This window comes from Leifsonia sp. Y878 (assembly GCF_057669685.1).
In genome coordinates, this window is the sequence record NZ_JBYHFS010000002.1 from 615893 (window position 1) to 641574 (window position 25682).

27 protein-coding genes are annotated in these 25682 nt (G+C 63.5%); 21 read left to right on the top strand and 6 right to left on the bottom strand.

Annotated elements, in window-relative coordinates; all coding sequences use genetic code 11:
• The first annotated feature begins 84 nt into the window (after positions 1 to 84).
• The 7 genes from AC25Y4_RS09060 (at position 85) to prfA (ending at position 9256) form a co-directional block, all read left to right on the top strand.
• Positions 85 to 372 (top strand): hypothetical protein, encoded by a 288-nt coding sequence (locus tag AC25Y4_RS09060; RefSeq protein ID WP_488120060.1) that lies wholly within the window; start codon positions 85 to 87, stop codon positions 370 to 372.
• A 265-nt stretch (positions 373 to 637) separates the two neighbouring features.
• Positions 638 to 2071 carry a diaminopimelate decarboxylase gene (gene lysA, locus AC25Y4_RS09065; protein WP_488120061.1) on the top strand — a complete coding sequence of 478 codons (1434 nt, stop codon included), beginning with the start codon at positions 638 to 640 and terminating at the stop codon, positions 2069 to 2071.
• Complete coding sequence (locus tag AC25Y4_RS09070) at positions 2068 to 3405, top strand: homoserine dehydrogenase (RefSeq protein ID WP_488120062.1); 1338 nt, start codon at positions 2068 to 2070, stop codon at positions 3403 to 3405. The genes lysA and AC25Y4_RS09070 overlap by 4 nt, the downstream gene beginning before the upstream one ends.
• On the top strand, positions 3405 to 4520 hold the full coding sequence (thrC, locus tag AC25Y4_RS09075; RefSeq protein ID WP_488120063.1) for a threonine synthase: 1116 nt from the start codon (positions 3405 to 3407) through the stop codon (positions 4518 to 4520). Before AC25Y4_RS09070 ends, thrC begins: the two co-directional genes overlap by 1 nt.
• Positions 4517 to 5458 carry a homoserine kinase gene (thrB, locus tag AC25Y4_RS09080; protein WP_488120064.1) on the top strand — a complete coding sequence of 314 codons (942 nt, stop codon included), beginning with the start codon at positions 4517 to 4519 and terminating at the stop codon, positions 5456 to 5458. Before thrC ends, thrB begins: the two co-directional genes overlap by 4 nt.
• 316 nt (positions 5459 to 5774) lie before the next feature.
• Positions 5775 to 8177 (top strand): transcription termination factor Rho, encoded by a 2403-nt coding sequence (rho, locus tag AC25Y4_RS09085; protein ID WP_488120065.1) that lies wholly within the window; start codon positions 5775 to 5777, stop codon positions 8175 to 8177.
• A complete protein-coding gene (gene prfA, locus AC25Y4_RS09090) occupies positions 8177 to 9256 on the top strand; it encodes a peptide chain release factor 1 (RefSeq protein ID WP_488120066.1) in 1080 nt (359 codons plus the stop codon). The genes rho and prfA overlap by 1 nt, the downstream gene beginning before the upstream one ends.
• A gap of 113 nt (positions 9257 to 9369) precedes the next feature.
• On the opposite strand, the gene AC25Y4_RS09095 is transcribed toward prfA, so the two are convergent.
• From AC25Y4_RS09095 to cysK, 4 genes are all read right to left on the bottom strand, one after another.
• Complete coding sequence (locus AC25Y4_RS09095; protein WP_488120067.1) at positions 9370 to 9855, bottom strand: DUF2017 family protein; 486 nt, start codon at positions 9853 to 9855, stop codon at positions 9370 to 9372.
• A complete protein-coding gene (gene clpS, locus AC25Y4_RS09100) occupies positions 9852 to 10151 on the bottom strand; it encodes an ATP-dependent Clp protease adapter ClpS (RefSeq protein ID WP_488120462.1) in 300 nt (99 codons plus the stop codon). The genes AC25Y4_RS09095 and clpS overlap by 4 nt, the downstream gene beginning before the upstream one ends.
• Before the next feature lie 144 nt (positions 10152 to 10295).
• Positions 10296 to 10880, bottom strand: a complete 585-nt coding sequence (gene epsC / locus AC25Y4_RS09105) for a serine O-acetyltransferase EpsC (protein WP_488120068.1) — start codon at positions 10878 to 10880, stop codon at positions 10296 to 10298.
• A 31-nt stretch (positions 10881 to 10911) separates the two neighbouring features.
• Entirely contained in the window at positions 10912 to 11850 is a 939-nt protein-coding gene (gene cysK, locus AC25Y4_RS09110; protein WP_488120069.1) for a cysteine synthase A, read from the bottom strand.
• Between the two features lie 92 nt (positions 11851 to 11942).
• Between cysK and prmC the strand changes: the two genes are divergently transcribed.
• Complete coding sequence (prmC, locus tag AC25Y4_RS09115) at positions 11943 to 12878, top strand: peptide chain release factor N(5)-glutamine methyltransferase (protein ID WP_488120070.1); 936 nt, start codon at positions 11943 to 11945, stop codon at positions 12876 to 12878.
• A gap of 128 nt (positions 12879 to 13006) precedes the next feature.
• On the opposite strand, the gene AC25Y4_RS09120 is transcribed toward prmC, so the two are convergent.
• Complete coding sequence (locus AC25Y4_RS09120) at positions 13007 to 13642, bottom strand: HAD-IA family hydrolase (protein ID WP_488120071.1); 636 nt, start codon at positions 13640 to 13642, stop codon at positions 13007 to 13009.
• A 44-nt stretch (positions 13643 to 13686) separates the two neighbouring features.
• On the opposite strand from AC25Y4_RS09120, the gene AC25Y4_RS09125 reads away from it, so the two are divergent.
• From AC25Y4_RS09125 to AC25Y4_RS09180, 12 genes are all read left to right on the top strand, one after another.
• The gene (locus AC25Y4_RS09125; RefSeq protein WP_488120072.1) at positions 13687 to 14547 is read left to right on the top strand and encodes an L-threonylcarbamoyladenylate synthase; all 861 of its coding nucleotides are present in this window, start codon (positions 13687 to 13689) and stop codon (positions 14545 to 14547) included.
• Between the two features lie 3 nt (positions 14548 to 14550).
• Positions 14551 to 15780, top strand: a complete 1230-nt coding sequence (locus AC25Y4_RS09130) for an MraY family glycosyltransferase (protein WP_488120073.1) — start codon at positions 14551 to 14553, stop codon at positions 15778 to 15780.
• Positions 15777 to 16253, top strand: a complete 477-nt coding sequence (locus AC25Y4_RS09135) for a Cg1360 family ATP-synthase-associated protein (protein WP_488120074.1) — start codon at positions 15777 to 15779, stop codon at positions 16251 to 16253. Before AC25Y4_RS09130 ends, AC25Y4_RS09135 begins: the two co-directional genes overlap by 4 nt.
• A gap of 174 nt (positions 16254 to 16427) precedes the next feature.
• On the top strand, positions 16428 to 17225 hold the full coding sequence (gene atpB / locus AC25Y4_RS09140; protein WP_488120075.1) for a F0F1 ATP synthase subunit A: 798 nt from the start codon (positions 16428 to 16430) through the stop codon (positions 17223 to 17225).
• Between the two features lie 50 nt (positions 17226 to 17275).
• Positions 17276 to 17518, top strand: coding sequence for an ATP synthase F0 subunit C (gene atpE / locus AC25Y4_RS09145; RefSeq protein ID WP_488120076.1), 243 nt, complete (start codon positions 17276 to 17278; stop codon positions 17516 to 17518).
• A 28-nt stretch (positions 17519 to 17546) separates the two neighbouring features.
• Complete coding sequence (locus tag AC25Y4_RS09150) at positions 17547 to 18113, top strand: F0F1 ATP synthase subunit B (RefSeq protein ID WP_488120463.1); 567 nt, start codon at positions 17547 to 17549, stop codon at positions 18111 to 18113.
• 4 nt (positions 18114 to 18117) lie between these two features.
• Positions 18118 to 18915 (top strand): F0F1 ATP synthase subunit delta, encoded by a 798-nt coding sequence (locus tag AC25Y4_RS09155; protein WP_488120077.1) that lies wholly within the window; start codon positions 18118 to 18120, stop codon positions 18913 to 18915.
• 87 nt (positions 18916 to 19002) lie between these two features.
• The gene (gene atpA / locus AC25Y4_RS09160; RefSeq protein ID WP_488120464.1) at positions 19003 to 20640 is read left to right on the top strand and encodes a F0F1 ATP synthase subunit alpha; all 1638 of its coding nucleotides are present in this window, start codon (positions 19003 to 19005) and stop codon (positions 20638 to 20640) included.
• Between the two features lie 64 nt (positions 20641 to 20704).
• A complete protein-coding gene (locus AC25Y4_RS09165) occupies positions 20705 to 21607 on the top strand; it encodes a F0F1 ATP synthase subunit gamma (RefSeq protein WP_488120078.1) in 903 nt (300 codons plus the stop codon).
• 17 nt (positions 21608 to 21624) lie between these two features.
• Positions 21625 to 23088, top strand: a complete 1464-nt coding sequence (gene atpD, locus AC25Y4_RS09170) for a F0F1 ATP synthase subunit beta (protein ID WP_488120079.1) — start codon at positions 21625 to 21627, stop codon at positions 23086 to 23088.
• 2 nt (positions 23089 to 23090) lie between these two features.
• On the top strand, positions 23091 to 23357 hold the full coding sequence (locus AC25Y4_RS09175; RefSeq protein ID WP_488120080.1) for a F0F1 ATP synthase subunit epsilon: 267 nt from the start codon (positions 23091 to 23093) through the stop codon (positions 23355 to 23357).
• A gap of 7 nt (positions 23358 to 23364) precedes the next feature.
• Positions 23365 to 24132 carry a YaaA family protein gene (locus AC25Y4_RS09180; protein WP_488120081.1) on the top strand — a complete coding sequence of 256 codons (768 nt, stop codon included), beginning with the start codon at positions 23365 to 23367 and terminating at the stop codon, positions 24130 to 24132.
• On the opposite strand, the gene AC25Y4_RS09185 is transcribed toward AC25Y4_RS09180, so the two are convergent.
• The gene (locus tag AC25Y4_RS09185; protein ID WP_488120082.1) at positions 24069 to 24686 is read right to left on the bottom strand and encodes a methylated-DNA--[protein]-cysteine S-methyltransferase; all 618 of its coding nucleotides are present in this window, start codon (positions 24684 to 24686) and stop codon (positions 24069 to 24071) included. The genes AC25Y4_RS09180 and AC25Y4_RS09185 overlap by 64 nt on opposite strands.
• Before the next feature lie 129 nt (positions 24687 to 24815).
• On the opposite strand from AC25Y4_RS09185, the gene AC25Y4_RS09190 reads away from it, so the two are divergent.
• A complete protein-coding gene (locus tag AC25Y4_RS09190; RefSeq protein WP_488120083.1) occupies positions 24816 to 25661 on the top strand; it encodes an MBL fold metallo-hydrolase in 846 nt (281 codons plus the stop codon).
• Positions 25662 to 25682 lie beyond the last annotated feature (21 nt).

Genomic DNA, 25682 nt, shown 5'->3' on the forward strand with positions numbered 1-25682 from the left:
TCCCTAGTGTGAAGCCATCTGGAGCGCTCGAGCGCAGTCCCAGCGCCCCTGCGACACCAGCACCTCCGATTGGGCGTGAGTACCGTGACCACTCTCCGAATCCAACATCCGGTTTCTGACTACGACCGCTGGAAGGTGGTCTTCGACGCCGATCCGGCCGACCGACGAGGGTCTGGGGTGCGCCGATACACCGTTCGTCGCCAGGTCACCGATCCCAACTTCGTCATGGTCGACCTCGAATTCGATACGGTCCGCGAGGCCGAACTGATGCTGGGAAAGATGCACCGGATCTGGGCGGGAACCGGCAGAGGGGTTATCAGCGAACCGGAGGCGTGGATCGTGGACACCGTCGAAGTTGTCGTTCTGGAATAGCTCGTTCTGGAACGGCTCGTCATATTCCGTTCGTGGCACGTGACGGGTAATAAACTGTGGCACGCATCAGCGGTCGCCATCCTGGCCAGATGCACACGGCTGATTCGGCACGCTCACTACGCGTTCGCTAGAATTCCGGTACTCGCTCGTGCACAGAACCTCGTGCACAGAACAGCGACTGATCATTCACTGGCTTCAGGGACCAATCCGGGTTCGCTCGCCACTCAGTGAGACACCCACCGATAGTCCCGTGAGGTTTTCACCCGTGGCCACCAACCCTCTTGCCCCTGACTGGCTGAGTCTGCCCGCCGATGCCAATGCGCTTGCCGATGGCCTGTGGCCACGCACAGCGACACGCACCGACACCGGCGAGTTCAGCGTCGGCGGCGTCACTGCATCCGACCTCGCCAGCGCCTTCGGCACTCCGCTCTACGTCATCGACGAAGCGGATGCCCGCAGTCGCGCCCTCGCCGTCCGCACCGCGTTCGAGACCGAGTTCTCCCGCATCGGCACCACCGCGACGGTGTACTACGCCGGCAAGGCGTTCCTCACGACAGAGATCGCACGCTGGATGGCCGCCGACGGCCTGAACATCGACATCTGCAGTGGGGGAGAGCTCGCCGTCGCGCTGGCGGCCGGCGTCGAACCCGCCCGCCTCGGCTTCCACGGCAACAACAAGTCGCTCGCCGAGATCGACGAAGCGACCCGTGTCGGCGTCGGCACGATCGTCATCGACAGCAGCGTCGAGATCGAGCGCGTCGCTGCGGCGGCCGCACGCCACGGCATCGTCCAGAACGTTCGCCTCCGCGTGAACAGCGGCGTACACGCACACACCCACAGCTTTCTCGCCACCGCCCATGAAGACCAGAAGTTCGGCATCACCCTTGAGGATGCACCGACGCTGGTCGCGGCCATCAGGTCGCACGACTCCCTGCGCTTCCTCGGCCTGCACTGCCACATCGGATCCCAGATCTTCGGCGCAGACGGTTTCGCCGAATCGGCCAGCCGCCTGCTCGCCCTGCACGCCGAACTCTTGAACACAGGGCCTGTGCCGGAGCTGAACCTCGGTGGCGGCTTCGGTATCGCGTACACGTCAGCCGATTCGCCCACCCCCATCGGCGAGCTGGCCGCCCGCATCGCCGACATCGTCGCCGCCGAATGCGCCACCCGCGACATTCCGTTGCCGGCCATCGCCTTCGAGCCAGGCCGCGCCATCATCGGCCGGGCCGGCGTCACCCTGTACGAGGTCGGTACCATCAAGCCCGTCGACGTCGGCGGTCACCCCCGCCTGTACGTCAGCGTCGATGGCGGCATGAGCGACAACGCCCGCACCGCCCTCTATGGCGCCGACTACTCTGTGCGCATCGCCAACCGCGTGACGGATGCCGACCCAGCCCTCGTGCGGATCGCCGGCAAGCACTGCGAGAGCGGCGACATCGTGGTGGATGCCGACTACCTGCCTGGCGACGTCACGCCAGGCGACCTCGTAGCCGTCGCCGCGACCGGTGCGTACTGCTGGTCGCTGGCGAGCAACTACAACTACCTCGGACGCCCACCCGTTGTCGCCGTCGCCGACGGCACGGCGCGACTCATCGTGCGTGGCGAGAGCATCGCCGATGTGCTCGCCCGCGACACCGGGATATCGCCCGCTGCTTCTTCTGGCTCTGTTTCTTTTGAATCTAAGGACTCGCTTCGATGATCGAATACCGCAACCTGCGCGTCGCCCTCCTCGGGGGCGGTTCCGTTGGTGCCCAGGTCGCGAGGCTGCTCCTCGAACAGGGTGACGAGCTCGCCAATCGCGTGGGCGCCGGCCTCGAGCTCATCGGTATCGCCGTGCGCGACGCCAACGCTGAGCGCACCGTTGACCTCCCGAAAGAGCTCTTCACAACGGATGCCGAGTCGCTCATTCTCGGTGCAGACGTCGTCATCGAGCTGATGGGCGGCATCGAGCCCGCGCGCACCCTCATTCTCCAGGCCATCAATTCAGGCGCAGACGTCGTGACCGCCAACAAGGCCCTGCTCGCCGCACACGGCGCAGAGCTGTTCATGGCTGCCGACCAGGTGGGCGCCCAGCTCAACTACGAAGCTGCCGTCGCAGGGGCGATCCCGATCGTGCGCCCGCTGCGCGACAGCCTCGCCGGTGACAGGGTCAACCGCATCCTCGGCATCGTGAACGGCACCACCAACTTCATCCTCGACCGCATGGATGTCGACGGCGACACCCTCGAAGAGGCACTCGCCACGGCGACGGAGCTGGGTTACGCCGAAGCAGACCCGACGGCAGACATCGGCGGCTACGACGCCGCGCAGAAGGCAGCCATCCTGGCCAGCCTCGCCTTCCACACCACGGTTCCCCTTGAGTCCGTGTATCGCGAGGGCATCACGGCGGTCACCGCAGAGCAGATCGCATCCGCTCGGAAGGCCGGCTACGTCGTCAAACTCCTCGCCATCTGCGAGCGACTCGTCGATCCGATCACCGGCACAGAAGGCGTGTCAGCGCGCGTCTACCCAGCCATGGTTCCCCGGTCGCATCCGCTCGCCGCCGTGCACGGCGCCAACAACGCCGTCTTCGTCGAAGCGGAAGCTGCCGGCAGCCTCATGTTCTATGGCGCAGGAGCAGGGGGAGTCGAAACCGCCTCCGCCGTGCTCGGCGACCTCGTCTCACTGGCTCGTCGTCACGTGGTTGGGGGCCCTGGCTTCGCCGCCTCCGTGCACGCCGACCTCCCCATTCTCGACATCGGCCACATCATGACGCGGTACTCCGTCTCCCTCGAGGTAACGGATGAACCGGGCGCGCTGGCCAGGATCGCCAACGTCTTCGGCGATCACGACGTCTCACTTGAGCTTGTCGAGCAGGCGATCACGCCAGCCCAGGCGCAAACTGCCAGTCATGAGGCTGTACGTTCGACAGCTAGCCTTGTTATTGGAACCCACCTAGCCACGGAAGCGGCTCTCGCCGCCACCGTACGAGACCTCGCCGCCAACAGCGTCGTCTCCAAGATCGCATCCGTTTTGAGAGTTGAAGGAGCCTGATGCCCAGCCAAAACGAGACACTGCCCCTCGTTCGCCGAGAGTCACGACAGTGGCGCGGCGTTCTGCGGGAGTACGCAGACCGTCTGAACATCTCGGATGCCACACCGATCATCACGCTCGGTGAGGGTGGCACCCCGCTGATTCCAGCCCCAGCGCTGTCCGCACGCACCGGCGCCAAGGTCTGGGTCAAGTTCGAGGGCATGAACCCAACGGGTTCATTCAAGGACCGCGGCATGACCATGGCCATCTCGAAGGCCGTCGAAGCCGGTGCAAAGGCCGTCATCTGCGCCTCGACCGGAAACACCAGCGCCTCCGCTGCCGCATACGCGACGCACGCCGGCATCACCGCGGCCGTGCTCGTGCCAGAAGGCAAGATCGCCATGGGCAAGCTCAGCCAGGCCATCGCGCACAACGCCCAGCTGCTGCAGGTGCAGGGCAACTTCGACGACTGCCTCGACCTCGCCCGCGACCTGGCGGCGAACTACCCTGTTCACCTGGTGAACTCGGTCAACCCCGACCGCATCGAAGGCCAGAAGACTGCCGCCTTCGAGGTCGTCGAGGTTCTCGAAGACGCACCCGACTTCCACATCGTTCCCGTCGGCAACGCCGGAAACTACACCGCATACTTCCGTGGCTACAGCGAAGAGCTCGAGCGCGGCGCCACCACCAAGCTGCCCCGCATGTTCGGGTTCCAGGCCGCAGGCAGTGCACCCATCGTGCTCGGCCACCGCGTCGACAACCCAGACACCATCGCCAGCGCCATCCGCATCGGCAACCCGGCATCGTGGGACCTCGCACTCAACGCGCGCGAAGTGAGCGACGGCTACTTCGGCGCCATCTCAGACGAGAAGATCCTTGAGGCATACCGCATCCTCTCTGCAGAGGTCGGCATCTTCGTCGAGCCCGCATCGGCCATCAGCGTCGCCGGACTCCTCGAGCGCGCAGAGGCCGGCCAGATCCCGGCCGGCGCCACCGTCGTGCTCACCGTCACCGGTCACGGCCTGAAGGACCCGCAGTGGGCGCTTCGCACCGCAGACGGCAGTGACGTGCAGCCGATCAGCGTGTCGATCGATGCAGGCGAGATCGCCGGCGTGCTCGGGCTGGCAAAGGCATGAGCGTAGCCTCCGACCTCAGCGGTCGGTTTGTGACGGTCCAGGTTCCGGCCACCAGCGCCAACCTCGGCCCAGGCTTCGACACTCTCGGCCTCGCGCTCGCGCTCTACGACACCCTTGAGGTCAGTGTTCGCGACGAACCCGGCGTCTTGGTCGAGGTGCATGGCATCGGTGAAGGCGAGGTGCCAACGGATGAGTCGAATCTCGTCGTGCGCGCCATCGCGCACACGTTCGAGGCATTCGACCAGGAGATGCCCGGCCTGAACGTCGTCGCACACAACGCGATCCCGCACGGCCGCGGCCTCGGCTCGTCCGGCGCGGCCATCGTCTCCGGCATCATGGCGGCCAAGGGCCTGCTTGAGGGCATCGTCGAGATCGATTCCGACAAGCTGCTCGCGTTGGCCACCGACATGGAGGGGCACCCAGACAACGTCGCCCCAGCGCTCTTCGGTGGTCTCACCATCGCCTGGACGACGCCTGAGGGACCCAAGCACAAGAAGCTGATCGTGCACAGGGGAGTCTCTCCGCTGGTATTCGTACCAGAGCACGTCATGTCGACGGCACTCGCACGCAGCCTGCAGCCGGAGTCCGTGCCGCACGAAGACGCCGTCTTCAATGTGTCCCGCTCCGCGCTGCTCATCGCAGCACTCATCCAGAGCCCTGAGCTGTTGCTCGCGGCCACAGAAGACAAGCTGCACCAGAGCTACCGTGCCGCGGCAATGCCGGAGACGAACAAGCTCATCACGCTGCTGCGCGAACAGGGCTTCGCGGCTGTCGTCTCCGGAGCAGGTCCATCGCTCCTGGTGCTCGCGAGCGACCCTGGCCAGCGCCTCGTTGCCGCCGAGCTCGTCGCTGCAGCGTCCGACACCCCCTGGCAGGCGCTCATGCTGGCTGTTGACTTCCAGGGCGCATCCGTTTCAGTATCAGTACCGGTCGCCTAGAGCCGACGACCGTCAGGTCAGTGGGCTAGCCGCCCAAGCCAGTGAGTTACAGGGGACACGCCGAAAGAGGCGCGTCGAAAGCGCAATGCCAACGGTGCTAGACTTGCTTCGCACCCGATAGAAAACCGCCTAACGTGCGAATCTCTTCTTTGGTGTATTCCCTGTAACTCACTGCTACTGCTGTATGCAAGCGTGGCTGTGTGTGTTCATCCCGGTCCACATTCTGTGTGGGACTGGGTCACCCGCAGCGCAATGATCGCTGCACCAGCTCTCCTGGCATAGCATTTCGGCTCCCAGGGGGAAGGAACATTTTTTCGTGACTGATGTCAATCTCCGCGCCGCAGGCGTGGACCCATCACGCCTCACCGCTCTCCGCGTCGCCGAGCTTCAAGCTCTGGCCGGCGAACTGGGCATTCAGGGCGCGTCCAAACTTCGTAAGGGAGAACTCGTGGAAGCAATTTCCGAGGTCCAGGCCACGCGGTCCGCTACGTCGAACGCCCCGGTCAGCAGCGATGCACCGGCCAGCACCGACGCACCGGCTACCGACGCACCGGCTGGCACCGACGCTGTCGTAGCGGCACCGGCAGCCGAGGCTGTCGTTGCAGCTCCCGTTGCGGAAGCAACGGAAGCAGCAGCAGATGCTGCACCCGCAGCCCGCAAGCGTGCACCGCGACGTGCAAGCACCACGACGTCCGCGGCTCCGGCCGTTGCCCACGTCAACGTCGATGGCGGCTCAGGGCTTGACTCCCTGATCCCTGCGCTCGACGCTGTCGTGCCGCGCACCCGCTCCGCAAGGGGCACCCGCACCACCAGCGGTGCTGCGCCCGTCGCCGAGAACGCAGACGCGGTCGCCGCCGATGCAGCAACGACTGCGCCGTCCACCGACGCTCCGGCCGCTGACGCCGACGTGGCCACCGAGAAGCCGGCTCGCCGCAACTCGCGCAACCGCCGTGCCAGCTCCACTGGAACGCAGGATGCTGCCGCAACTGCAGAGCAGGGCGCATCGTCGACCGAGACGTCGACCGAGGTCTCCACCGACGCATCCGCTGAGGGAACGACCGACGCATCCGCTGAGCAGTCAGACCAGCCGCGCCAGGGCCGCAACCGCAACCGCAACCGCGGTGAGCGTAACCAGGACCGCAACCAGGCTGCTGCAGACCGCAACCAGCCTGCTGCTGAGCGCAACCAGCCCGCTGCAGAGCGCACCGAAGACGGTGGCCGCCAGCAGAACCAGCGCCAGGGCCGCAACCAGAATCAGAACGAGCGTGGCCAGGGCCAGGATCGCAACCAGGAGCGCGCAGAGCGCAACCAGGGCGACCGCAACCAGGGTCAGGACCGTAACCAGGAGCGCGCAGAGCGCAACCAGGCCGACCGTACCCAGGGCGACCGCAACCAGGGCGACCGTAGCCAGGGCGGCAACGAACGCCAGGGCAGCGATCGCGGTCAGGGTGGCAACATCCTCGACGACGAGTTGGGTGGCCGCGGAAACCGCAGCCGTTACCGTGACCGCAAGCGTCGCGGATCCGTTGCAGGAGATGACTTCGAGCCAGAGCTGACCGACGACGACGTACTGATCCCGGTTGCCGGCATCCTCGACGTCCTCGACAACTACGCGTTCGTGCGCACCTCCGGCTACCTGCCGGGTGCCAGCGACGTCTACGTTTCCCTCGGCCAGGTCAAGAAGTACAACCTGCGCAAGGGTGACGCCGTCGTCGGCGCCATCCGCCAGCCGCGTGAAGGCGACGCAAACGGTCGCCAGAAGTACAACGCGATCGTCAAAGTCGACTCCATCAACGGCCTGACCGTCGAAGAGGCAGCCAGCCGTGTCGAGTTCCAGAAGCTCACGCCGCTGTACCCGCAGGAGCGCCTGCGACTCGAGACCGAGTCCGGCAAGCTGACCCAGCGCATCATCGACCTCGTCGCCCCGATTGGCAAGGGACAGCGCGGCCTCATCGTCGCACCGCCCAAGGCCGGCAAGACGATCGTCATGCAGCAGATCGCCAACGCCATCAGCACGAACAACCCTGAGGTTCACCTCATGGTCGTTCTCGTTGACGAGCGTCCTGAGGAAGTCACCGACATGCAGCGCACGGTGAAGGGTGAGGTTATTGCCTCCACCTTCGACCGTCCGGCGGAAGACCACACCACCGTCGCCGAACTGGCCATCGAGCGCGCCAAGCGCCTCGTTGAGCTCGGTCACGACGTTGTCGTGCTCCTCGACTCGATCACGCGCCTCGGCCGTGCATACAACCTGGCGACCCCGCCGTCTGGCCGTGTGCTCTCCGGTGGCGTTGACGCCGCAGCCCTGTACCCGCCGAAGCGTTTCTTCGGTGCAGCGCGCAACATCGAGAACGGTGGCTCGCTCACCATCCTCGCCTCCGCGCTCGTCGAGACCGGGTCCAAGATGGACGAGGTCATCTTCGAAGAGTTCAAGGGCACCGGCAACATGGAGCTTCGCTTGTCACGCCAGCTGGCAGACAAGCGCATCTTCCCCGCCGTCGATGTGAACGCATCCGGTACTCGCCGTGAAGAAATGCTGATGAGCGCCGATGAGGTCAAGATCACCTGGAAGCTGCGTCGCGCACTTGCCGGTCTCGACCAGCAGCAGGCTCTCGAAGCGATCCTTGGCCGACTGAAGGAGACGTCGTCGAACGTTGAATTCCTGATGCAGGTTCAGAAGTCGATGCCGACCGCGAACGGGTCAGACAAGGACCACTGATGTTCGAGTCTGTTTCCACCCTGTTAGCTGAGCACGACGAGTTGCAGGGTCAGTTGGCCGATCCTGAGTTGCACTCCAACCCGGCGCGGTCCAAGAAGGTCAATCGTCGTTACGCCGAGCTCAGCCGCATCATCGCGGCGTACAACGAGTGGAAAGAGGTTGGCGAGAACCTTGACGCCGCTCGTGAGCTCGCTGACGAAGACGAAGCGTTCGCGGAAGAAATCCCGGGCCTCGAAGAACAGCTGGATGCAACAGCCGAAAAGCTGCGCCGCCTGCTGATTCCGCGTGACCCCAACGACAGCCGCGACGTGATCATGGAAATCAAGATGGGTGAGGGCGGCGCTGAGTCAGCGCTGTTCGCCGCCGATCTGCTTCGTATGTACCTGCACTACGCAGAGTCCAAGAAGTGGAAGACCGAGATCATCGAGCAGACCTCGAGCGACCTGGGCGGCATCAAGGATGTCCAGCTCGCGATCAAGGGCAACTCAAGCGACCCTGCAGAGGGCGTCTGGGCGCACCTGAAGTACGAAGGTGGCGTGCACCGCGTTCAGCGCGTGCCAGCCACCGAGTCGCAGGGACGCATCCACACCTCTGCAGCCGGCGTGCTGGTGTTCCCAGAGGTCGACGAGCCTGAGGAAGTCGAGATTCACCCGAACGACCTCAAGATCGATGTCTACCGCTCCAGCGGCCCTGGCGGCCAGTCGGTCAACACGACCGACTCCGCCGTTCGCATCACCCACTTGCCGACAGGCATCGTGGTTGCCATGCAGAACGAGAAGAGCCAGCTGCAGAACCGTGAAGCCGGCATGCGCGTTCTGCGTGCCCGCGTTCTCGCCAGGCAGCAGGAAGAGATCGACGCTGAGGCGTCGTTGGTTCGCAAGAGCCAGATCCGTACCATGGACCGCTCAGAGCGCATCCGTACGTACAACTTCCCGGAGAACCGCATTGCGGATCACCGCACCGGCTACAAGGCGTACAACCTCGATGCCGTCATGAACGGTGCACTTGAGCCCGTTGTGACGTCGTGCATCCTGGCAGACGAGGAAGCTCGTCTCGCCGACATCGGTGACCACGAGTAAGTAGCTCAGCAACAACCCTTACAGGGCCCGGTCGGCGTTCGCGCTGGCCGGGCCCTGTTTCGTTGGGCGGAGGCGCGGGGCCAACTGCGTCAGCGTCAGCTACTTCTCGCTAGCTATTTCTCGGCGGCGAGCAGCGCGGTCAGCAGCGACTCCTGCAGCCCGCCGAGCCAGAAGTACACCGTCTGAAGCGGTTCAGCCTCTTCGTCGGTGCGTCCCTCTTCGTTGTCGTTGTTGATCTCGAGCCGCACGGCGAGGGTGAGTCGCAGGTCGGTGAGAGTGCGGAGCCAGGCCTGGACCTCTGCGTCGCTGAGGTCGAAGAACGATTCCTCGTCATCGGGGGCGTCGAGCGAGGCGATCATGGTCCTGGCGTGCTCGATCTTCCGCTCGGTGAGCGTGTCTGCGGTGAAGCGCCTGAACTCTGCTGATGCCTCTGCGTCGCCCGGATACGCCCGGGGGAGCAGCCGCTCGACAGCTGGATCCGTGCCCTCAGCCTCCAGCACCTCCACCAGCTGCGATGCCAGATCGGAGAGGAACAGGCGTTCATTGTTGTCGAAGTCGGCGACGATGGCGCCCGTCGACTGACGGTGGAACGGAATCATGCGCCGTCCCTGTCGATCGTCGCCCAGAGTCCAAACTCGTGCATGGCGAGAACGTGCACTTCCATGGCTTCGCGGTTGCCCTGGGCAACGATGGCGCGGCCATCGTTGTGCACCTGCAGCATCAAGCGTTCGGCCTCATCGTTGCCGAAACCGAAGTAGCTCCGGAAGACGTAGACCACATACGACATGAGGTTGACGGGGTCGTTCCAGACGACAACGCGCCATGGCACGTCAAATACAGCAGCAGGGCTCTGCCCTGTCTGCGCTTCTGTTTCCTGACGTGTCTCTTCCACAATCTGCACCACGACTCCAGCCTGACACGTTCTGGCCCGCTGATGTAGCCTCAGGTTTCTGAGAGCGAGTTCACACGGCGATTCCCAGCTACACAGTCAGGCCGGCGATGCTGCCGCCTGTCGGATCACCAGCGGCAGAGGGCCCGGCTAGAGCGGCTCTGAATGCGTGATGCCGCCCCTGGCTGATTCGGTGGTCTCTGCCTTGGCCGGACGAACGGATGCCGGAACTCCGAGCAGCAACGAGTTGGCCGGTGCGTCCTTGGTCACCACCGCATTCGCGCCGATCGTGCTCCACTGGCCGATCGTGATCGCACCGAGCACCTTGGCTCCTGCTCCGACAGTCACGCCGTTCTCGAGCGTCGGGTGGCGTTTGGCGCCGCGGGGGACGCCGTGCAGGCTCTTTCCGCCGAGGGTGACCCCGTGGTAGAGCATCACGTCATCGCCGACCTCAGCGGTCTCGCCGATGACGACGCCCATGCCGTGGTCGATGAAGAGCCGTCGACCGATCCGGGCGCCGGGGTGAATTTCAACTCCCGTGAGAAACCGGGCGAACTGCGAAAGCAGCCGGGCCGGCAAACGCCAGCCGGCCACCCACAGTTTGTGCGTCAGTCGATATGCCCACACAGCGTGGAGACCGCTGTATCCCAGAAAGATCTCCACATTTCCCTGGGCCGCCGGGTCATGGGCTCGCGCCGTCGCGACATCTTCGCGAATGCGTGAGAAAACTCCCATGGTGTGTCCAGTCGGTCAGGTTCGGATGGTTCTAGTCAAGCAGGTCTTCGTAGAGCACCGTCGAAATGTAACGCTCTCCGAAGTCGGGAACGACGACGACGATCGTCTTACCGGCATTCTCCGGCAACTTGGCCTGCTCAAGTGCAGCCCAGACCGCGGCACCCCCAGAGATGCCGGCGAGGATGCCCTCATCCGTTGCCAGCGCGCGCGCGGTGGCGACGGAGTCGGCCAGGGTGACGTCGGTGACGGAGTCGTAGACCTCGCGGTCGAGGATGTCGGGAACGAAGTTGGCGCCAAGGCCCTGGATCTTGTGCGGGCCAGGTGCGCCGCCAGACAGGATGGGGGAGTCGATCGGCTCGACGGCCACGACCGTGAGGGCGGGCTTCTGCTCCTTGAGGAACTGCCCCGCACCGGTCACGGTTCCACCGGTGCCAACGCCGGCGACGAAGATGTCGACTGCGCCGTCGGTGTCTGCCCAGATCTCCGGGCCGGTCGTCGCGCGGTGGATCGCCGGGTTGGCGGGGTTCTGGAACTGGCTGGCAAGGATGGCACCCTCAGTGGATGCCACGATCTCGCGCGCCTTCTCGACTGCGCCACGCATGCCGTCGGCACCGGGCGTGAGCACGATCTGGGCACCGTACGCCCGCAGGAGCACGCGACGCTCCTTGCTCATGGTTTCCGGCATGGTGAGGATGACCTTGTAGCCGCGTGCGGCGCCGACCAGGGCGAGCGCGATGCCGGTGTTGCCGCTGGTTCCTTCAACGATGGTGCCGCCCGGCTTCAGTTCGCCTGACTTCTCAGCGGCGTTGATGATCGAGACGCCGATGCGGTCTTTCACGCTGCCGGCTGGATTGTAGAACTCGAGCTTGGCGAGCACGGTGGCGTCGGTCCCCGCTGTCAGGCGGTTCAGCCTCACCAGGGGTGTGCGTCCAACCGTCTCAGTTATGTCGGAGTAGATCTGTGCAGCCATCGGGAAGACCTTTCGCTCGTTGTGGGAAACCTCGCTCAGCCTAGAGCCACGGGAGTTGCACGTGCGAGTACGTTACATTCCATTATGTGCCTGTGACTCCATCCGATCCGTTTTCCGACTCCGCCAACAACCAGGGCGGCAACCACGACGGCTCGCAAGGCCCCGCTGTTCAGACAATTCCTGTGCTCAGAGCCCGTGTGATTTCCACGCTCACGGATGCCGGCGTGCCAGACCCCGACGTCGACGCCGATCTCTTGATCGGTCACGTCCTCGGCCTCAGCCGCGGCCAGGTGCAGTCGGCCGTCATCATGGGCAGTGCGCTGGTCGAGGAGGACGCAACCCGCATCCTCGAGCTGGCCGCCAGACGGGCCACCCGTGAGCCCCTGCAGCACATCGTCGGTACGGCGCCATTCAGGCACCTTGAGCTGTCCGTCGGCCCCGGTGTGTTCGTGCCGCGGCCGGAGACCGAGCAGGTCGCGCAGTTCGCGATCGATGCGCTCAGTTCCATGCCGGATGCCGCGCCCATTGGCGTCGACCTCGGCACCGGAAGCGGCGCGATCGCACTGGCGATGGCAACCGAGGTTCCGCACGCGCGCATCTGGGCCGTCGAAAAGTCCGCTGAGGCGTTCCCCTGGACGTCCAAGAACTTCGCGGATATCGGTGCGGAGAACGCGACCCTTGTGTTCGGCGATCTCGCGGACGCGCTGACCGAGCTCAACGGCACGGTTGCCGTTGTGATCTCGAACCCGCCGTACATCCCGGCCGCCGCAATCCCGCGCGATCCAGAGGTGCGCCTCTTCGACCCCGCCGTTGCGCTGTACGGCGGCGAGGACGGCCTCGATGTCGTGCGCCACGTGTCGCAGACGGCGCTGCGCCTGCTCCGAAGCGGCGGCACGCTCGTGATCGAGCATGGCGAGCTGCAGGGGGCCGAGATCCGCGCGCTGCTCGAGGCAGACGGCTGGCGCGCGACGGCAACCCACCGCGACTACACGACGAGAGATCGCGCGACGACGGCAGTGCGCCCGTAGCGGTCGCCCACGCCCCTCCCCGGTGGTCGAGGACGCCCGCCAGGGCCGTCTCGAGACCTAGCGAGCAGATTTCGAGACGCGGCCTCCTACGTCGGTCGCTCGTCACTCACCGGATGAGGCGAACGCGCCTAGCGCTCTCGCGATGCAAACGCGTCGATGGCGGCGTTCAGCCCATCGACGTCGTAGACGCCGTTCGTCTCGGTGAACTGCCACGCATGCATGCCGGCAGCCTGGGCGCCGGCAACATTCGCCGCGCTGTCGTCGAACAGGATCGAATTCTCGGCCGGGATGCCGTACACGCCGAGTGCACGGGTGTAGATCCGTCGCTCCGGCTTCTCTGCGCCGAGCACCGCTGAGGTGAGGTCATTGCCGGCCAGGATGTCGGAGACCTCGGGGGCGAGCACCGGAAGCGAGTCGCGAAACGGAATCGGGTTGTTCGAGAGCAGCGACACAGTCCCCAGGGTCGCCGCGCGGCGGAGCGCTGCAATGGCGCCCGGGATCGGAGTCATCGCCGCAGCCCTGGCCTCTTGCCACTGTTCGAGCGTCAACGTCGTTCCCGTTACTTCCTTCCACGCCAGGAGGTACTCCTCTGTGGAGGGATACTCGCCCTCGTCGGCCGCGGTTTCATGCCCGCCAACCCACCATGTCCTGGCCAGGTGATACTCACTGGAACCGGTCAGCCGGGCGAGCGCCGGCAGCCTTTTCCGGAAATCGTATGCATAGAGGGTCTTGTCACAATCGAAGAAGTACACGTCAGTTGACATCCCTCCAGTATCTCCCAAGGAGGCTGGTCTAGAATTGAGGCCAAATGACACGCATTTATGATTGCTCGGTCGAAGCTGAACACACGGCCGGCATGAGACTGGCACGCTCCGCAATCGGACGGGGAGCGCTCGTCGTCATCCCCACCGACACCGTCTACGGCATTGCAGCGGATGCCTTCAATCCCGAAGCCGTCCAACGCCTGCTTGATGCGAAGGGTCGCGACCGCCAGTCGCCGCCGCCCGTACTCATCCCAGGGGTATCGACGCTCGACGCTCTTGCCACAGACATCCCCGCTCCTGTGCACGACCTCGTCGCCGCATTCTGGCCAGGCGGGCTCACCATTCTGCTTCGCGCCCAGCCGTCGCTCGCCTGGGACCTGGGCGAGACGCGCGGAACCGTTGCGCTGCGGATGCCCAGCAACCCGATCGCGCTCGAACTCCTCGCTGAGACCGGGCCACTCGCGGTGTCGTCGGCGAATCGCACTGGCATGCCGTCTGCGATCGATGCCGTAGGCGCAGAAGAGATGCTCGGCAGCAGCGTCTCCGTCTTCCTCGACGGGGGAGTGGCCGGGCTCGACTACGACGCCATCGGCGACCGCCCAGGCGACACGTCGTCGACCATCATTGACGCCACGCGTTTCGATGCCAACGGCGGCACGCTCGTGATCGTGCGTAACGGTGTCATCTCACGCGACCAGATCGCAGCCGTCATCGGCGATGCGCTGGCACCGGCCGCCACAGACGAGCCTGCCGCCACAGACGACCCGGCTGCCACCGACGAGCCTGCCGCCACAGACGACCCGGCCGCCGAAATCACAGACGAGCCCACTGTCTCGGTCACGCGCGCGGCAACGGCCAAGCCAGGCGCAACCGATGAGCCTGCCCAAGAGACGTCCTCCGACTAAGCCATGACCCTCTTCATCGTCATCGCCCTGGTGGCGGCAATCGTCACCTTCGGGCTCTCCTTCGTGGTCCTGAGGCTCAGCCATCGCTATCACCTCTACCCGAAGATCCGGGAACGTGACGTGCACACCCGCCCGACGCCCCGGCTCGGCGGCATCGCGATGTTCATCGGCATCCTGGCCGCCTTCGGGGTGTCGTATGTGATCTCGGCGCAATTCGCGCCTCTCCGGCTGGTGTTCTCCAATCCGCAGCAGATCCTCGCGATCCTGGGAGCCGCGCTCCTCATCGTGCTCATCGGCGTCGCAGACGACATCTGGGACCTCGACTGGATGACCAAGCTGGCCGGACAGTTCATTGCAGCTGGACTGGTTGCCTGGCAGGGCGGCGTACAGATCTACTCGCTGCCCATCGGCGGACTCACCGTCGGCTCCGGCTGGATGTCGATCTTCATCTCCGTCTTCGCGATCGTGCTCGTCATGAACATGATCAACTTCATCGACGGGCTGGACGGGCTTGTCGCCGGCGTCGCGCTCATCGCCAACGGAGTGTTCTTCCTTTATAGCTACCTACTCGTGCGCGACACATCGCCCACGAACTACTTCAACCTCGCCTCACTCATCGCTGCGATCCTGGTCGGCGCCTGCGTCGGCTTCCTGCCCGTCAATTGGCGCCCGGCCAAGATGTTCATGGGGGATGCCGGCGCGCTGCTTGTCGGACTGCTGATGGCGACATCCGCTATCGCGATCACCGGCCAGGTTGACCCGGCTGCCGTGAACCGCTCACAGCTCTTTCCAGCATTCATCCCGATCCTGCTGCCAGTGGCCATCCTGATCATCCCGTTGCTCGACTTCGGCCTTGCGGTGTTCCGGCGGGTCAGAGTGGGTAAATCGCCGTTCAGCGCCGATCGCAAGCACCTGCACCACCGCCTGCTCGATATGGGCCACACGCACCTGCACGCCGTACTCATCTTCTACGGCTGGACGGCAGCGGCCTCCATTGGATGCCTGCTGTACTTTGTCCTGCCCGTCTACTTCCAGCTCCCCAGCTGGTACGCGACAGTGTTCCTGGTCGTTTCGCTGATGATCTGCACCATTGTCACGCTCGCCCCGCTCAGCCGCCGCAAGGCTGTTGAAGCCGCGAGCCAGCTCACGCCAGTGGCAGAGGAAACATTGCCCATCGCCAGACTCGATCCACTCGATGAGGCATCAGAACACGTCGAGGAGACCACAACATGACGTCCACCCCGCCCCCCACATACTCAGAACCGACATCCGTCCCGGCGTTCCGCAAGATCGTGATTTACGGGTCGTACCTCGCCCTCGGCATCGCCGTCATCGGCGGCATCCTTGGCGGGATCTTTGCGGGCATGCCCGGCATCGTGAGCGTACTCATCGGCACGGTCATGTCTGTGGTCTTCATGGGTGTCACCGCAGCCAGCCTCCTGATCGCCAATCGCTATGCCGGCCAGCAGGCTGCGATCGGTGCGTTCTTCGCCATCGTCCTCGGAGGATGGCTGCTGAAGTTCGTCGTCTTCCTGGTATTGGTCTTCCTGCTGAAAGACCAGGTCTGGCTCAACCCGGTCGTGCTGTTCCTCAGCATCATTGCCGGTGTTGTGGGCTCGTTGGTCATCGACGCCGTTGTACTGATGAAAAGCAGGATGCCGTATGCGAGCGATGTCAAGCTCCCAGACGCACCTCACGAAGAATAAACATGAATAAACATTCACCTCGATTGGGTGGATGCCCGGTTATTTGCTAGAGTCATAAGCGATTCCCCCCGGTAAAGGCAGCATTCACTTGTGTCCTAAACCAGTCATTCGTTCGTCGTTCGGAGAGCAGAGCTCACCGCCCCGAAACAGGAGATAGCGCTGCTAGAAACCGCTGTGAACCTGCTGCTCCCGTCTGCAAGCGACGACGGGGGCTTCCATGGTCCCACCATCAATGAATTCTTTCCCGACATCGTTCTATTCGCGGACACTCCGTTCGCAATGAACCGAATCATGATCATCCGCGTTCTCGCGATGGTCGTGCTCATGCTCATCTTCTGGTTGGGTACTCGCCGTATGAAGGTCATTCCGACCCGACTGCAGAGCCTGACGGAGATGGGACTCGACTTCGTTCGAGTCAACATCGCAGAGGATCTCCTCGGCAAGAAAGACGGCAAGCGCTTCCTGCCGCTTCTCACCACGATCTTCTTCATGGTGTTGTTCATGAACTTCACCGGAATCATTCCTGGCCTGAACATCGCCGGAACTTCCGTGATCGGTGTTCCGCTGCTGTTGGCTGTTATTGCCTACGGCACGTTCATCTACGCCGGCGTAAAGAAGAATCCCAGCAAGTTCTTCCGCAACGCGCTGTTCCCGCCCGGAGTTCCGCCGGCGTTATACCTCATCGTCACGCCGATTGAGTTCGTGTCCACGTTCATCATTCGCCCGGTGACGTTGACGCTCCGACTCCTCATGAACATGGTCGTCGGCCACCTCCTGCTGGTGCTGTTCTTCAGCGCAACCCAGTTCTTCTTCTTCACTGCAGACGGCGGATTCAAGCTGTTCGGTGCTGGAACCCTGGTCTTCGGATTCGCCTTCACCCTCTTCGAGGTGCTGATCGCGGTTCTCCAGGCCTACATTTTCGCTCTGCTCACCGCTGTCTACATCCAGCTCGCGCTGGCTGAGGAACACTAAACAACGAACTCGGCATCCGTCGTATTCGCTCATCACGGAAGGAAACACACGTGGACGCAACTACCGTTCTCGCGGCACTCTCGGGAAACATCGCGACTGTCGGTTATGGCCTCGCGGCAATCGGCCCGGCAATCGGCGTTGGTATCGTCGTTGGCAAGACCATCGAAGGCGTTGCACGCCAGCCTGAACTCGCTGGCCAGCTTCAGGTCCTCATGTACATCGGTATCGCATTCACCGAGGCACTCGCCTTCATCGGTATCGCTACGTACTTCATCTTCACCACCGGTCAGTAGCCCTCTTTCACTCTAGTTAGGAGGCATGATGCTTCACGCAGTGATTGCAGCTGCCGCTGAGGGTGAGACGCGTAACCCGCTCATCCCAGAGGTCTACGACATTGTCTGGTCTGCGGTTTGTTTTGTCGTGATCCTGTTCTTCTTCTGGAAGCTCGTGCTTCCGAGGGTTCAGAAGATGCTCGATGACCGCGCAGAGGCCATCGAAGGCAATATCGCGAAGGCAGATGACGCACAGCGCAAGGCCGAGGCTGCTCTTGAGCAGTACACGGCCCAGCTCGCTGAGGCGCGCATCGAAGCCGGCCAGATCCGCGAGCAGGCTCGCGCTGACGGCCAGAAGATCGTCGCAGAGCAGAAGGATGCGGCTTCGGCCGAAGCCGCTCGTATTACCGCAACAGCTCAGGCTCAGATCGAAGCAGAGCGTCAGGCGGCCGTTGTGTCGCTTCGCTCAGAAGTCGGCTCCCTGGCCATCGACCTCGCATCGGGTGTCATCGGCGAAAGCCTGACTGACGACGCGAAGGCTACCGCCATCGTTGACCGTTTCCTGGCTGATCTTGAAGCCTCGGAGAAGGCAACGCCTTCAGCAGGGAAGAACTAACAGCATGGGAAGCGCCACCAGAGAAGCTTTGGCCCTGACGCGGGCGGCACTGGCTGCCAGTGGCAGCACGGCCGATCTGGCGACGGGCGAAAGCCTTTTCAACGCCGGTCGAGTCGTCGGCGACTCGCCGCAGCTGCTCACGGCACTCGCAGATCCGTCAGCGGATGCTGCGGCAAAGACCGCGCTCGTCACGAGCGTGTTCGGATCCGCAGTCACGCCGACGGCACTCACTCTCTTGCAGAGTGTTGCGGGTGCCCGGTGGTCGAGCCATGACGACGTGCTTGCCGGGATCGAAGATCTCGGCCTGCGCACTATCGCACGGTCAGTCCCAGCAGGTACCTCTATTGAGGACGAGCTGTTTTCCTTCAGTGTCGCGGTTTCTTCCGACGCAGAGCTCGAGCTGGCCCTGGCCAGCAAGTTGGGCGATGCGGATGCCAAGGCTCGTGTCATTGACGCGCTCCTCGGCGGCAAGGTTTCTGCCCAGACACTCGCGATTGTTCGCCACCTCGTACGCCAGCCTCGCGGCCGTCGTATCGGTGAACTCCTTCGCCACGCGGCATCCGTTGTCGCAGACCAGTCAGGTCACTCCATCGCAACCGTGACCTCGGCTGCTCCGCTCGCCCAGGCGCAGCTCGACCGGCTCATCGCCGGTCTGTCTGCTCGCTACGGTCGTTCGCTCCTGGTCAACCAGGTCATCGACCCGGCCCTGATCGGCGGCGTGCGCGTCCAGATTGGCGACGACGTGATTGACGGCAGCGTCGCATCGCGTTTGAACGACTTGAGACTTCAGCTCGCTAGCTGATTCTCAGCCAGAAAAACTTAGAAACCTCGAGACGGCAACGTCTCGCACAGACAGAACCTGTACACCCCGTACAGAAAAGGGAAGATGATGGCAGAACTAACGATCAGCCCCGATGAGATCCGCGACGCTCTCAAGGACTTCGTGAAGTCCTACGAGCCGAACAAGGCTTCGACCACCGAGGTTGGGTACGTCACCACCGCTGGCGACGGCATTGCTCACGTTGAGGGTCTTCCCGGCGTCATGGCAAACGAACTCATCAAGTTCGCCGATGGAACGCTGGGCCTCGCCCAGAACCTCGACGAAGATGAGATCGGTGTCATCGTCCTCGGTGAGTTCACCGGCATCGTTGAGGGAATGGAAGTTCACCGCACCGGTGAAGTTCTTTCGGTTCCCGTCGGTGACGCATTCCTCGGTCGCGTTGTCGACCCGCTGGGCGCACCGATTGACGGTCTCGGCGAGATCAAGTCAGAAGGCCGTCGCGCCCTTGAACTGCAGGCGCCTGGCGTCATGCAGCGCAAGTCGGTGCACGAGCCGATGCAGACCGGTATCAAGGCCATCGACGCCATGATCCCGATCGGCCGCGGACAGCGCCAGCTGATCATTGGTGACCGCCAGACCGGTAAGACGGCCATCGCGATCGACACCATCATCAACCAGAAGGCCAACTGGGAGTCCGGCGACACGAACAAGCAGGTTCGCTGCATCTACGTCGCCATCGGCCAGAAGGGTTCAACCATCGCTTCGGTGAAGGGTGCACTCGAGGACGCAGGCGCAATGGAGTACACCACCATCGTGGCCGCTCCGGCATCTGACCCCGCCGGCTTCAAGTACCTCGCCCCGTACACCGGTTCGGCCATCGGCCAGCACTGGATGTACGCAGGCAAGCACGTCCTCATCATCTTCGATGACCTGTCAAAGCAGGCAGAGGCCTACCGTGCAGTATCACTGCTGCTCCGCCGTCCGCCGGGACGCGAAGCATACCCGGGTGACGTCTTCTACCTGCACTCCCGTCTGCTCGAGCGTTGTGCCAAGCTCTCCGACGAGCTGGGCGCCGGCTCCATGACCGGCCTGCCGATCATCGAGACCAAGGCAAACGACGTCTCCGCATACATCCCGACCAACGTGATCTCGATCACCGACGGCCAGATCTTCCTGCAGTCAGACCTCTTCAACTCCAACCAGCGCCCCGCTGTTGACGTTGGAATCTCGGTCTCCCGTGTTGGTGGAGACGCCCAGGTCAAGTCCATCAAGAAGGTCTCCGGAACGCTCAAGCTTGAGCTCGCCCAGTACCGCTCACTTGAGGCCTTCGCGATGTTCGCATCCGACCTCGACGCGGCCAGCCGTCGTCAGCTCGCCCGTGGCGCACGCCTCACCGAGCTGCTCAAGCAGCCGCAGTACTCGCCGTTCCCCGTTGAGGACCAGGTCGTTTCGATCTGGGCCGGCACCAAGGGCAAGCTCGACGAGGTTCCTGTCGAAGACATCCTGCGCTTTGAGCGCGAGCTGCTCGACTACCTCGCTCGCAACACGACCGTGTTGGCCACCTTGCGCGAGACCAACGTTCTCGACGACGCCACTGTGGCGACGCTCGATGCCGAGGTCGACAAGTTCAAGCTCGAGTTCCAGACGGGTGAGGGCAAGCCGCTCGCCTCCGTTGGTTCAGAGAAGTTTGAAGCCATCGCAGCAGAAGACGTCAACCAGGAAAAGATTGTGAAGCAGAAGCGCTAGTTCGACTCGTTCGATCACCGCCAACTTCTTCATAAACATCTAATCTAAGAACCACAGGAGACACATGGGAGCGCAACTTCGGGTCTACCGGCAGAAGATTAAATCTGCCCAGACGACCAAGAAGATCACTCGGGCCATGGAGCTGATCTCCGCCTCGCGCATCCAGAAGGCGCAGGCGCGAGTCGCTGCGTCCACCCCGTATTCGCGTGCGATCACGCGCGCAGTGTCGGCAGTGGCGACGTACTCGAATGTTGAGCACGTACTCACGACCGAGCCGGAGAAGGTCGAACGGGCAGCCGTCGTCATCTTCACGTCGGATCGCGGGCTCGCAGGCGCATTCAGCTCCCAGGTTCTGAAAGAAGCCGAAGAACTCAGCACACTGCTGCGCAGCCAGGGCAAGGATGTCGTGTACTTCCTTGTGGGCCGCAAGGCAGTTGCTTACTTCGGGTTCCGTCGTCGCGCTGCAGAGCGCGTCTGGACGGGTGGCACAGACCAGCCGCAGTTCGACACGGCGAAGGAAATCGGCGACGCACTGCTCGAGTCCTTCCTGCGTGACAGCGAAGACGGCGGCGTGGACGAGATTCACATCGTCTACAACCGCTTCGTCAGCATGGTCAGCCAGGTTTCTGAGGTTGTTCGACTTCTTCCGTTGGAGGTTGTCGAGGGTGTAGAAGAGCCCGGCGACAAAGAGATTCTGCCGCTGTACGAGTTTGAGCCGGATGTCGAGACTGTTCTCGACGCACTGCTTCCGGTTTACATCGAAAGCCGTCTTTTCAATGCCATGCTGCAGTCGGCTGCTTCAGAGCACGCCAGCCGCCAGAAGGCTATGAAGTCCGCGAGCGACAACGCAGACAAGCTGATCACCGACTACACACGACTGGCCAACAACGCCCGTCAGTCTGAGATCACCCAGCAGATTTCCGAGATCGTGGGTGGAGCCGACGCGCTCTCATCCGCCAAGAACTAAGCAGAGAAGAGAGAGCAATGACTGACACCGCAACCGCGCCAGTCGAGGCAGAGGGCAAAGCAGGTGCTGTTGGCCGTATCGCCCGCGTCACCGGCCCCGTCGTCGACATCGAGTTCCCGCACGATTCGATTCCCGGGATCTACAACGCGCTGAAGACCACCGTCGTCATGGGCGAGTCGACCTCCGTGGTCACCCTCGAGGTCGCTCAGCACCTCGGCGATGACCTCGTTCGTGCAATCGCCCTGAACCCGACCGACGGTATGGTTCGTGGCCAGGAGGTCCAGGACACTGGCTCACCCATCACGGTGCCCGTCGGAAACGTAACCAAGGGCAAGGTCTTCAACGTCATCGGCGAGGTGCTCAACGCCGAGCCCGGTGAAAAGATTGAGATCACCGAGCGCTGGCCGATCCACCGCAAGCCCCCGGCATTCGACCAGCTCGAGTCCAAGACTCAGCTCTTCGAAACCGGAATCAAGTCGATCGACCTTTTGACCCCGTACGTACTGGGTGGAAAGATCGGCCTCTTCGGTGGTGCTGGTGTTGGTAAGACCGTTCTGATCCAGGAAATGATCCAGCGCGTTGCGCAGGACCACGGTGGAGTTTCGGTGTTCGCCGGTGTCGGTGAGCGTACCCGTGAGGGTAACGACCTCATCGCTGAAATGGAAGAAGCAGGCGTCTTCGACAAGACTGCGCTTGTGTTCGGCCAGATGGATGAGCCGCCGGGAACGCGTCTGCGCGTCGCCCTCTCCGCCCTCACCATGGCTGAGTACTTCCGCGACGTGGAGAAGCAGGACGTTCTGCTCTTCATCGACAACATCTTCCGCTTCACCCAGGCCGGTTCTGAGGTGTCGACCCTTCTGGGCCGCATGCCCTCCGCCGTGGGCTACCAGCCGAACCTCGCCGACGAGATGGGTGTGCTCCAGGAGCGCATCACCTCGACCCGTGGCCACTCGATCACGTCGCTCCAGGCCATCTACGTGCCTGCTGACGACTACACCGACCCGGCACCGGCAACGACGTTCGCCCACCTGGACGCCACCACTGAGCTGTCGCGTGAAATGGCGTCGAAGGGCCTCTACCCGGCCATCGACCCGCTCACCTCGACCAGCCGCATCATGGACCCGCGTTACTTAGGTGCTGACCACTACCGTGTGGCCACCTCGGTCAAGGCGATTCTGCAGAAGAACAAGGAACTCCAGGAGATCATCGCGATCCTTGGTCTTGACGAGCTCTCTGAAGAAGACAAGGTCACCGTTTCGCGCGCACGCCGTATCCAGCAGTTCCTGTCGCAGAACACCTACATGGCGAAGAAGTTCACCGGTGTAGAGGGCTCGACGGTTCCGCTCAAGGAGACCATCGAGTCGTTCGACGCGATCGCCAAGGGTGAATTCGACCACGTGGCCGAGCAGGCCTTCTTCAACGTCGGTGGGCTCAGCGACGTCGAAGAACTGTGGGCGAAGATCCAGAAGGAGAACGGCTAACCATGGCTTCGGCGCCCCTTAGCGTCAGTGTCGTCTCGGCGGACCACCAGGTGTGGTCCGGCGAGGCCTCCATGGTCGTTGCTCGCACTGTCGAAGGTCAGATCGGTATTCTTGCCGGTCACGAGCCGATGCTCGCGATCCTGGCCAGCGGCGAGGTTCGCATCACGAGCACTGACGGATCAAAGGTCGTGGCGAAAGCTGCCGACGGCTTCCTGTCCGTAGAGAACAACACGGTTACTATCGTGGCCCGCCAGGCAGAGTTGGTTTAGTACACCTTTGCTGGTAATTCTTCCGCCTTCTGAAACGAAGCGGGACGGAGGCGCCGACGAGAAGCTTGATTACGATGCGCTTGCGCATCCGACATTGAACTCTCGTCGGCGTTTTCTGGTTCACGCGCTGCACACAATTGCCCACGACCCAGACGCCACGATCGCGGCGTTGAAGCTCGGACCCAAACAGCATGCCGAAATCAGCCGCAACCTGGCTGTGACATCCTCGGCCACCATGCCCGTGCTCGACCGGTACACCGGTGTGCTCTACGACGCCCTCGATGCGGCGTCGCTGACGCCCGCCGAGCGCGACTTCGCGGCATCCCATGTCGCTGTGCATTCCGCGCTGTTCGGCCTCGTCATGGCGCTCGACCCGATTCCGGCCTACCGGCTGTCGCATGACTCGCGCATTCCAGACACCCCCCTCAAGAAGCACTGGGGGAGTGTGAATGCCGATGTGCTGGCCTCCCGCCCCGGCCTCATCCTCGACTTCCGGTCTGAGGCCTATGTGGCGCTCGGCCCAGCGCCCGTGCGGGATGGCTCCTACTTCCTCCGGGTGGTGACGGATGCCGGAGGACGCAGGCGCGCACTCAATCACTTCAACAAGAAGTCAAAGGGTGAGTTCGCCAGGGCGATCATTCAGAATGCCGAAGACTTCGACACCGTCGAGCAGCTACTCGACTGGGCCGCAGCAGCGGGCTATCGGCTCGATCACGGCGCGGCCGGTGAGCTGGAGCTGGTCGTGGCCGAGGTCACTGCGGGCAAACGCGGCTGAGTCTCCTTGTCGCGCTTTCGGTACTCGATCCTTTCGTGATCAAGTAGCCAGCGCTTCGTGGCCACTCCCGCGCCCTGGGTGTAGCCGGTGACACGCCGCTGGGCGTCGAGCACGCGATGGCACGGCACGAACAGCGGGATCGGATTAGCCGCAACGGCATTGCCGATTCCCCGGCCGGTACCCGGCATCCCGATGTCGGTGGCAATCTGTCCGTACGTGATGGATTCGCCCCACGACACCGCGGCCAGCCGATGCCACACCATCCGTTGGAAGTCGGTACCGGCCAGCGCGTCGACACCCGGAACGAGCACCGGATGCCCACTGCTGAAATACTTCCGCAGGTCGCGGGATGCGGCGCGCAGCACCGCGGTGGGGGCGTCAGGCAGGGTGTCATGCGGGAGGCGGCCATCGTGCTCGATGGCCACCGAAATGAGATCGCCCGCAGCAGATGCCATGAGCTCGATCATGCCGATTGGACTCGGCATACGTAAGACGGACGGGCGCTGGAGCGCCAGGGGTACATCGGTTTCGATGTTCAGCTGTACTGGATTCATGCGGCGAGGCTACTGAACAGCGGCCAGTGCCCACTGCGGGATGCCAGCCCTCTGCACAGCCAGCCCGCCGTGAGCGCTGTGGAGGAGCATCACGCCAGACTTGGGTGATCACCAGACTAGGGTGATCAGATGACGTGGATCGAAGTTGCAGACGGTGTGTATCAACGGCGTTACGAACCTCTCGACGTCTCCGTTTGCCTGGTGCGCGGCAGCGACGGCCTCCTGCTCGTTGACACCAGAAGCAACCCGCGTGAGGCGCGGGAGATCGTCGAGGATGCCCAGGTGCTTGGCGCCGGCGCCATCCGCTGGGTGGTGAATACGCACGCCCACTACGACCACACGTTCGGGAACCAGGTGTTCGCATCGGCCACACCGATTTACGGGCATCACCTCATCCCGCGGCATTTCGCGACGTATGAGGCCCCCAGGCTCGCGGACTGGATGCATGACCCGGCCAACTCCCCACAGTACGACTGGCGAGACGTGCAGCTCACCCCGCCGAGCGTGCTGGTGCACGAGCGGCACACCATCGACATCGGCGGGCGGGTCGTTCACCTCATCCCGCTGCCCGCCGGCCACACAGACACGGACCTGGTCGTTCATGTCCCGGATGTCAACGCCTGGCTCGTCGGCGACGTCATCGAGCAATCTGGCCCCCCGATGTATGGCTCAGGCAGCTTCCCGCTCGAGTGGCCGGCCGCCCTCGACGTGCTCGCGTCGATGATCGATGACTCGGCCGGGGATGCCACGGACGTCGTGGTTCCCGGCCACGGCAGCGCCGTTGACCGTTCGTTCGTGCGCGCCCAAGCCGGCGTGCTCGGTGCGATTGCCGACGGCATCCGCTCTGCACACGCCGTTGTCGAGCCCATTGAGTCTGTGGGGGAGCGGCTGGCGTCACTGACCAACGTGCCCCTCGAGCTGGTGGAGGCCGCTGTGGTGCGCGGATACACGCAGCTTTCGGCTCGCTCTGCCTGAGGCGAGCGGCTTCCTGAGAAC

Coding starts and splice junctions, on each gene's coding strand:
- AC25Y4_RS09135 (WP_488120074.1), top strand. CDS start 15,777: ATGACGTCCACCCCGCCCCCCACATACTCAGAACCGACATCCGTCCCG.
- thrC (WP_488120063.1), top strand. CDS start 3,405: ATGCCCAGCCAAAACGAGACACTGCCCCTCGTTCGCCGAGAGTCACGA.
- epsC (WP_488120068.1), bottom strand. CDS start 10,880: ATGGGAGTTTTCTCACGCATTCGCGAAGATGTCGCGACGGCGCGAGCC.
- AC25Y4_RS09095 (WP_488120067.1), bottom strand. CDS start 9,855: ATGATTCCGTTCCACCGTCAGTCGACGGGCGCCATCGTCGCCGACTTC.
- thrB (WP_488120064.1), top strand. CDS start 4,517: ATGAGCGTAGCCTCCGACCTCAGCGGTCGGTTTGTGACGGTCCAGGTT.
- AC25Y4_RS09070 (WP_488120062.1), top strand. CDS start 2,068: ATGATCGAATACCGCAACCTGCGCGTCGCCCTCCTCGGGGGCGGTTCC.
- AC25Y4_RS09155 (WP_488120077.1), top strand. CDS start 18,118: ATGGGAAGCGCCACCAGAGAAGCTTTGGCCCTGACGCGGGCGGCACTG.
- AC25Y4_RS09120 (WP_488120071.1), bottom strand. CDS start 13,642: ATGTCAACTGACGTGTACTTCTTCGATTGTGACAAGACCCTCTATGCA.
- AC25Y4_RS09175 (WP_488120080.1), top strand. CDS start 23,091: ATGGCTTCGGCGCCCCTTAGCGTCAGTGTCGTCTCGGCGGACCACCAG.
- prfA (WP_488120066.1), top strand. CDS start 8,177: ATGTTCGAGTCTGTTTCCACCCTGTTAGCTGAGCACGACGAGTTGCAG.
- AC25Y4_RS09185 (WP_488120082.1), bottom strand. CDS start 24,686: ATGAATCCAGTACAGCTGAACATCGAAACCGATGTACCCCTGGCGCTC.
- AC25Y4_RS09165 (WP_488120078.1), top strand. CDS start 20,705: ATGGGAGCGCAACTTCGGGTCTACCGGCAGAAGATTAAATCTGCCCAG.
- AC25Y4_RS09190 (WP_488120083.1), top strand. CDS start 24,816: ATGACGTGGATCGAAGTTGCAGACGGTGTGTATCAACGGCGTTACGAA.
- AC25Y4_RS09150 (WP_488120463.1), top strand. CDS start 17,547: ATGCTTCACGCAGTGATTGCAGCTGCCGCTGAGGGTGAGACGCGTAAC.
- AC25Y4_RS09125 (WP_488120072.1), top strand. CDS start 13,687: ATGACACGCATTTATGATTGCTCGGTCGAAGCTGAACACACGGCCGGC.
- atpA (WP_488120464.1), top strand. CDS start 19,003: ATGGCAGAACTAACGATCAGCCCCGATGAGATCCGCGACGCTCTCAAG.
- AC25Y4_RS09130 (WP_488120073.1), top strand. CDS start 14,551: ATGACCCTCTTCATCGTCATCGCCCTGGTGGCGGCAATCGTCACCTTC.
- atpD (WP_488120079.1), top strand. CDS start 21,625: ATGACTGACACCGCAACCGCGCCAGTCGAGGCAGAGGGCAAAGCAGGT.
- cysK (WP_488120069.1), bottom strand. CDS start 11,850: ATGGCTGCACAGATCTACTCCGACATAACTGAGACGGTTGGACGCACA.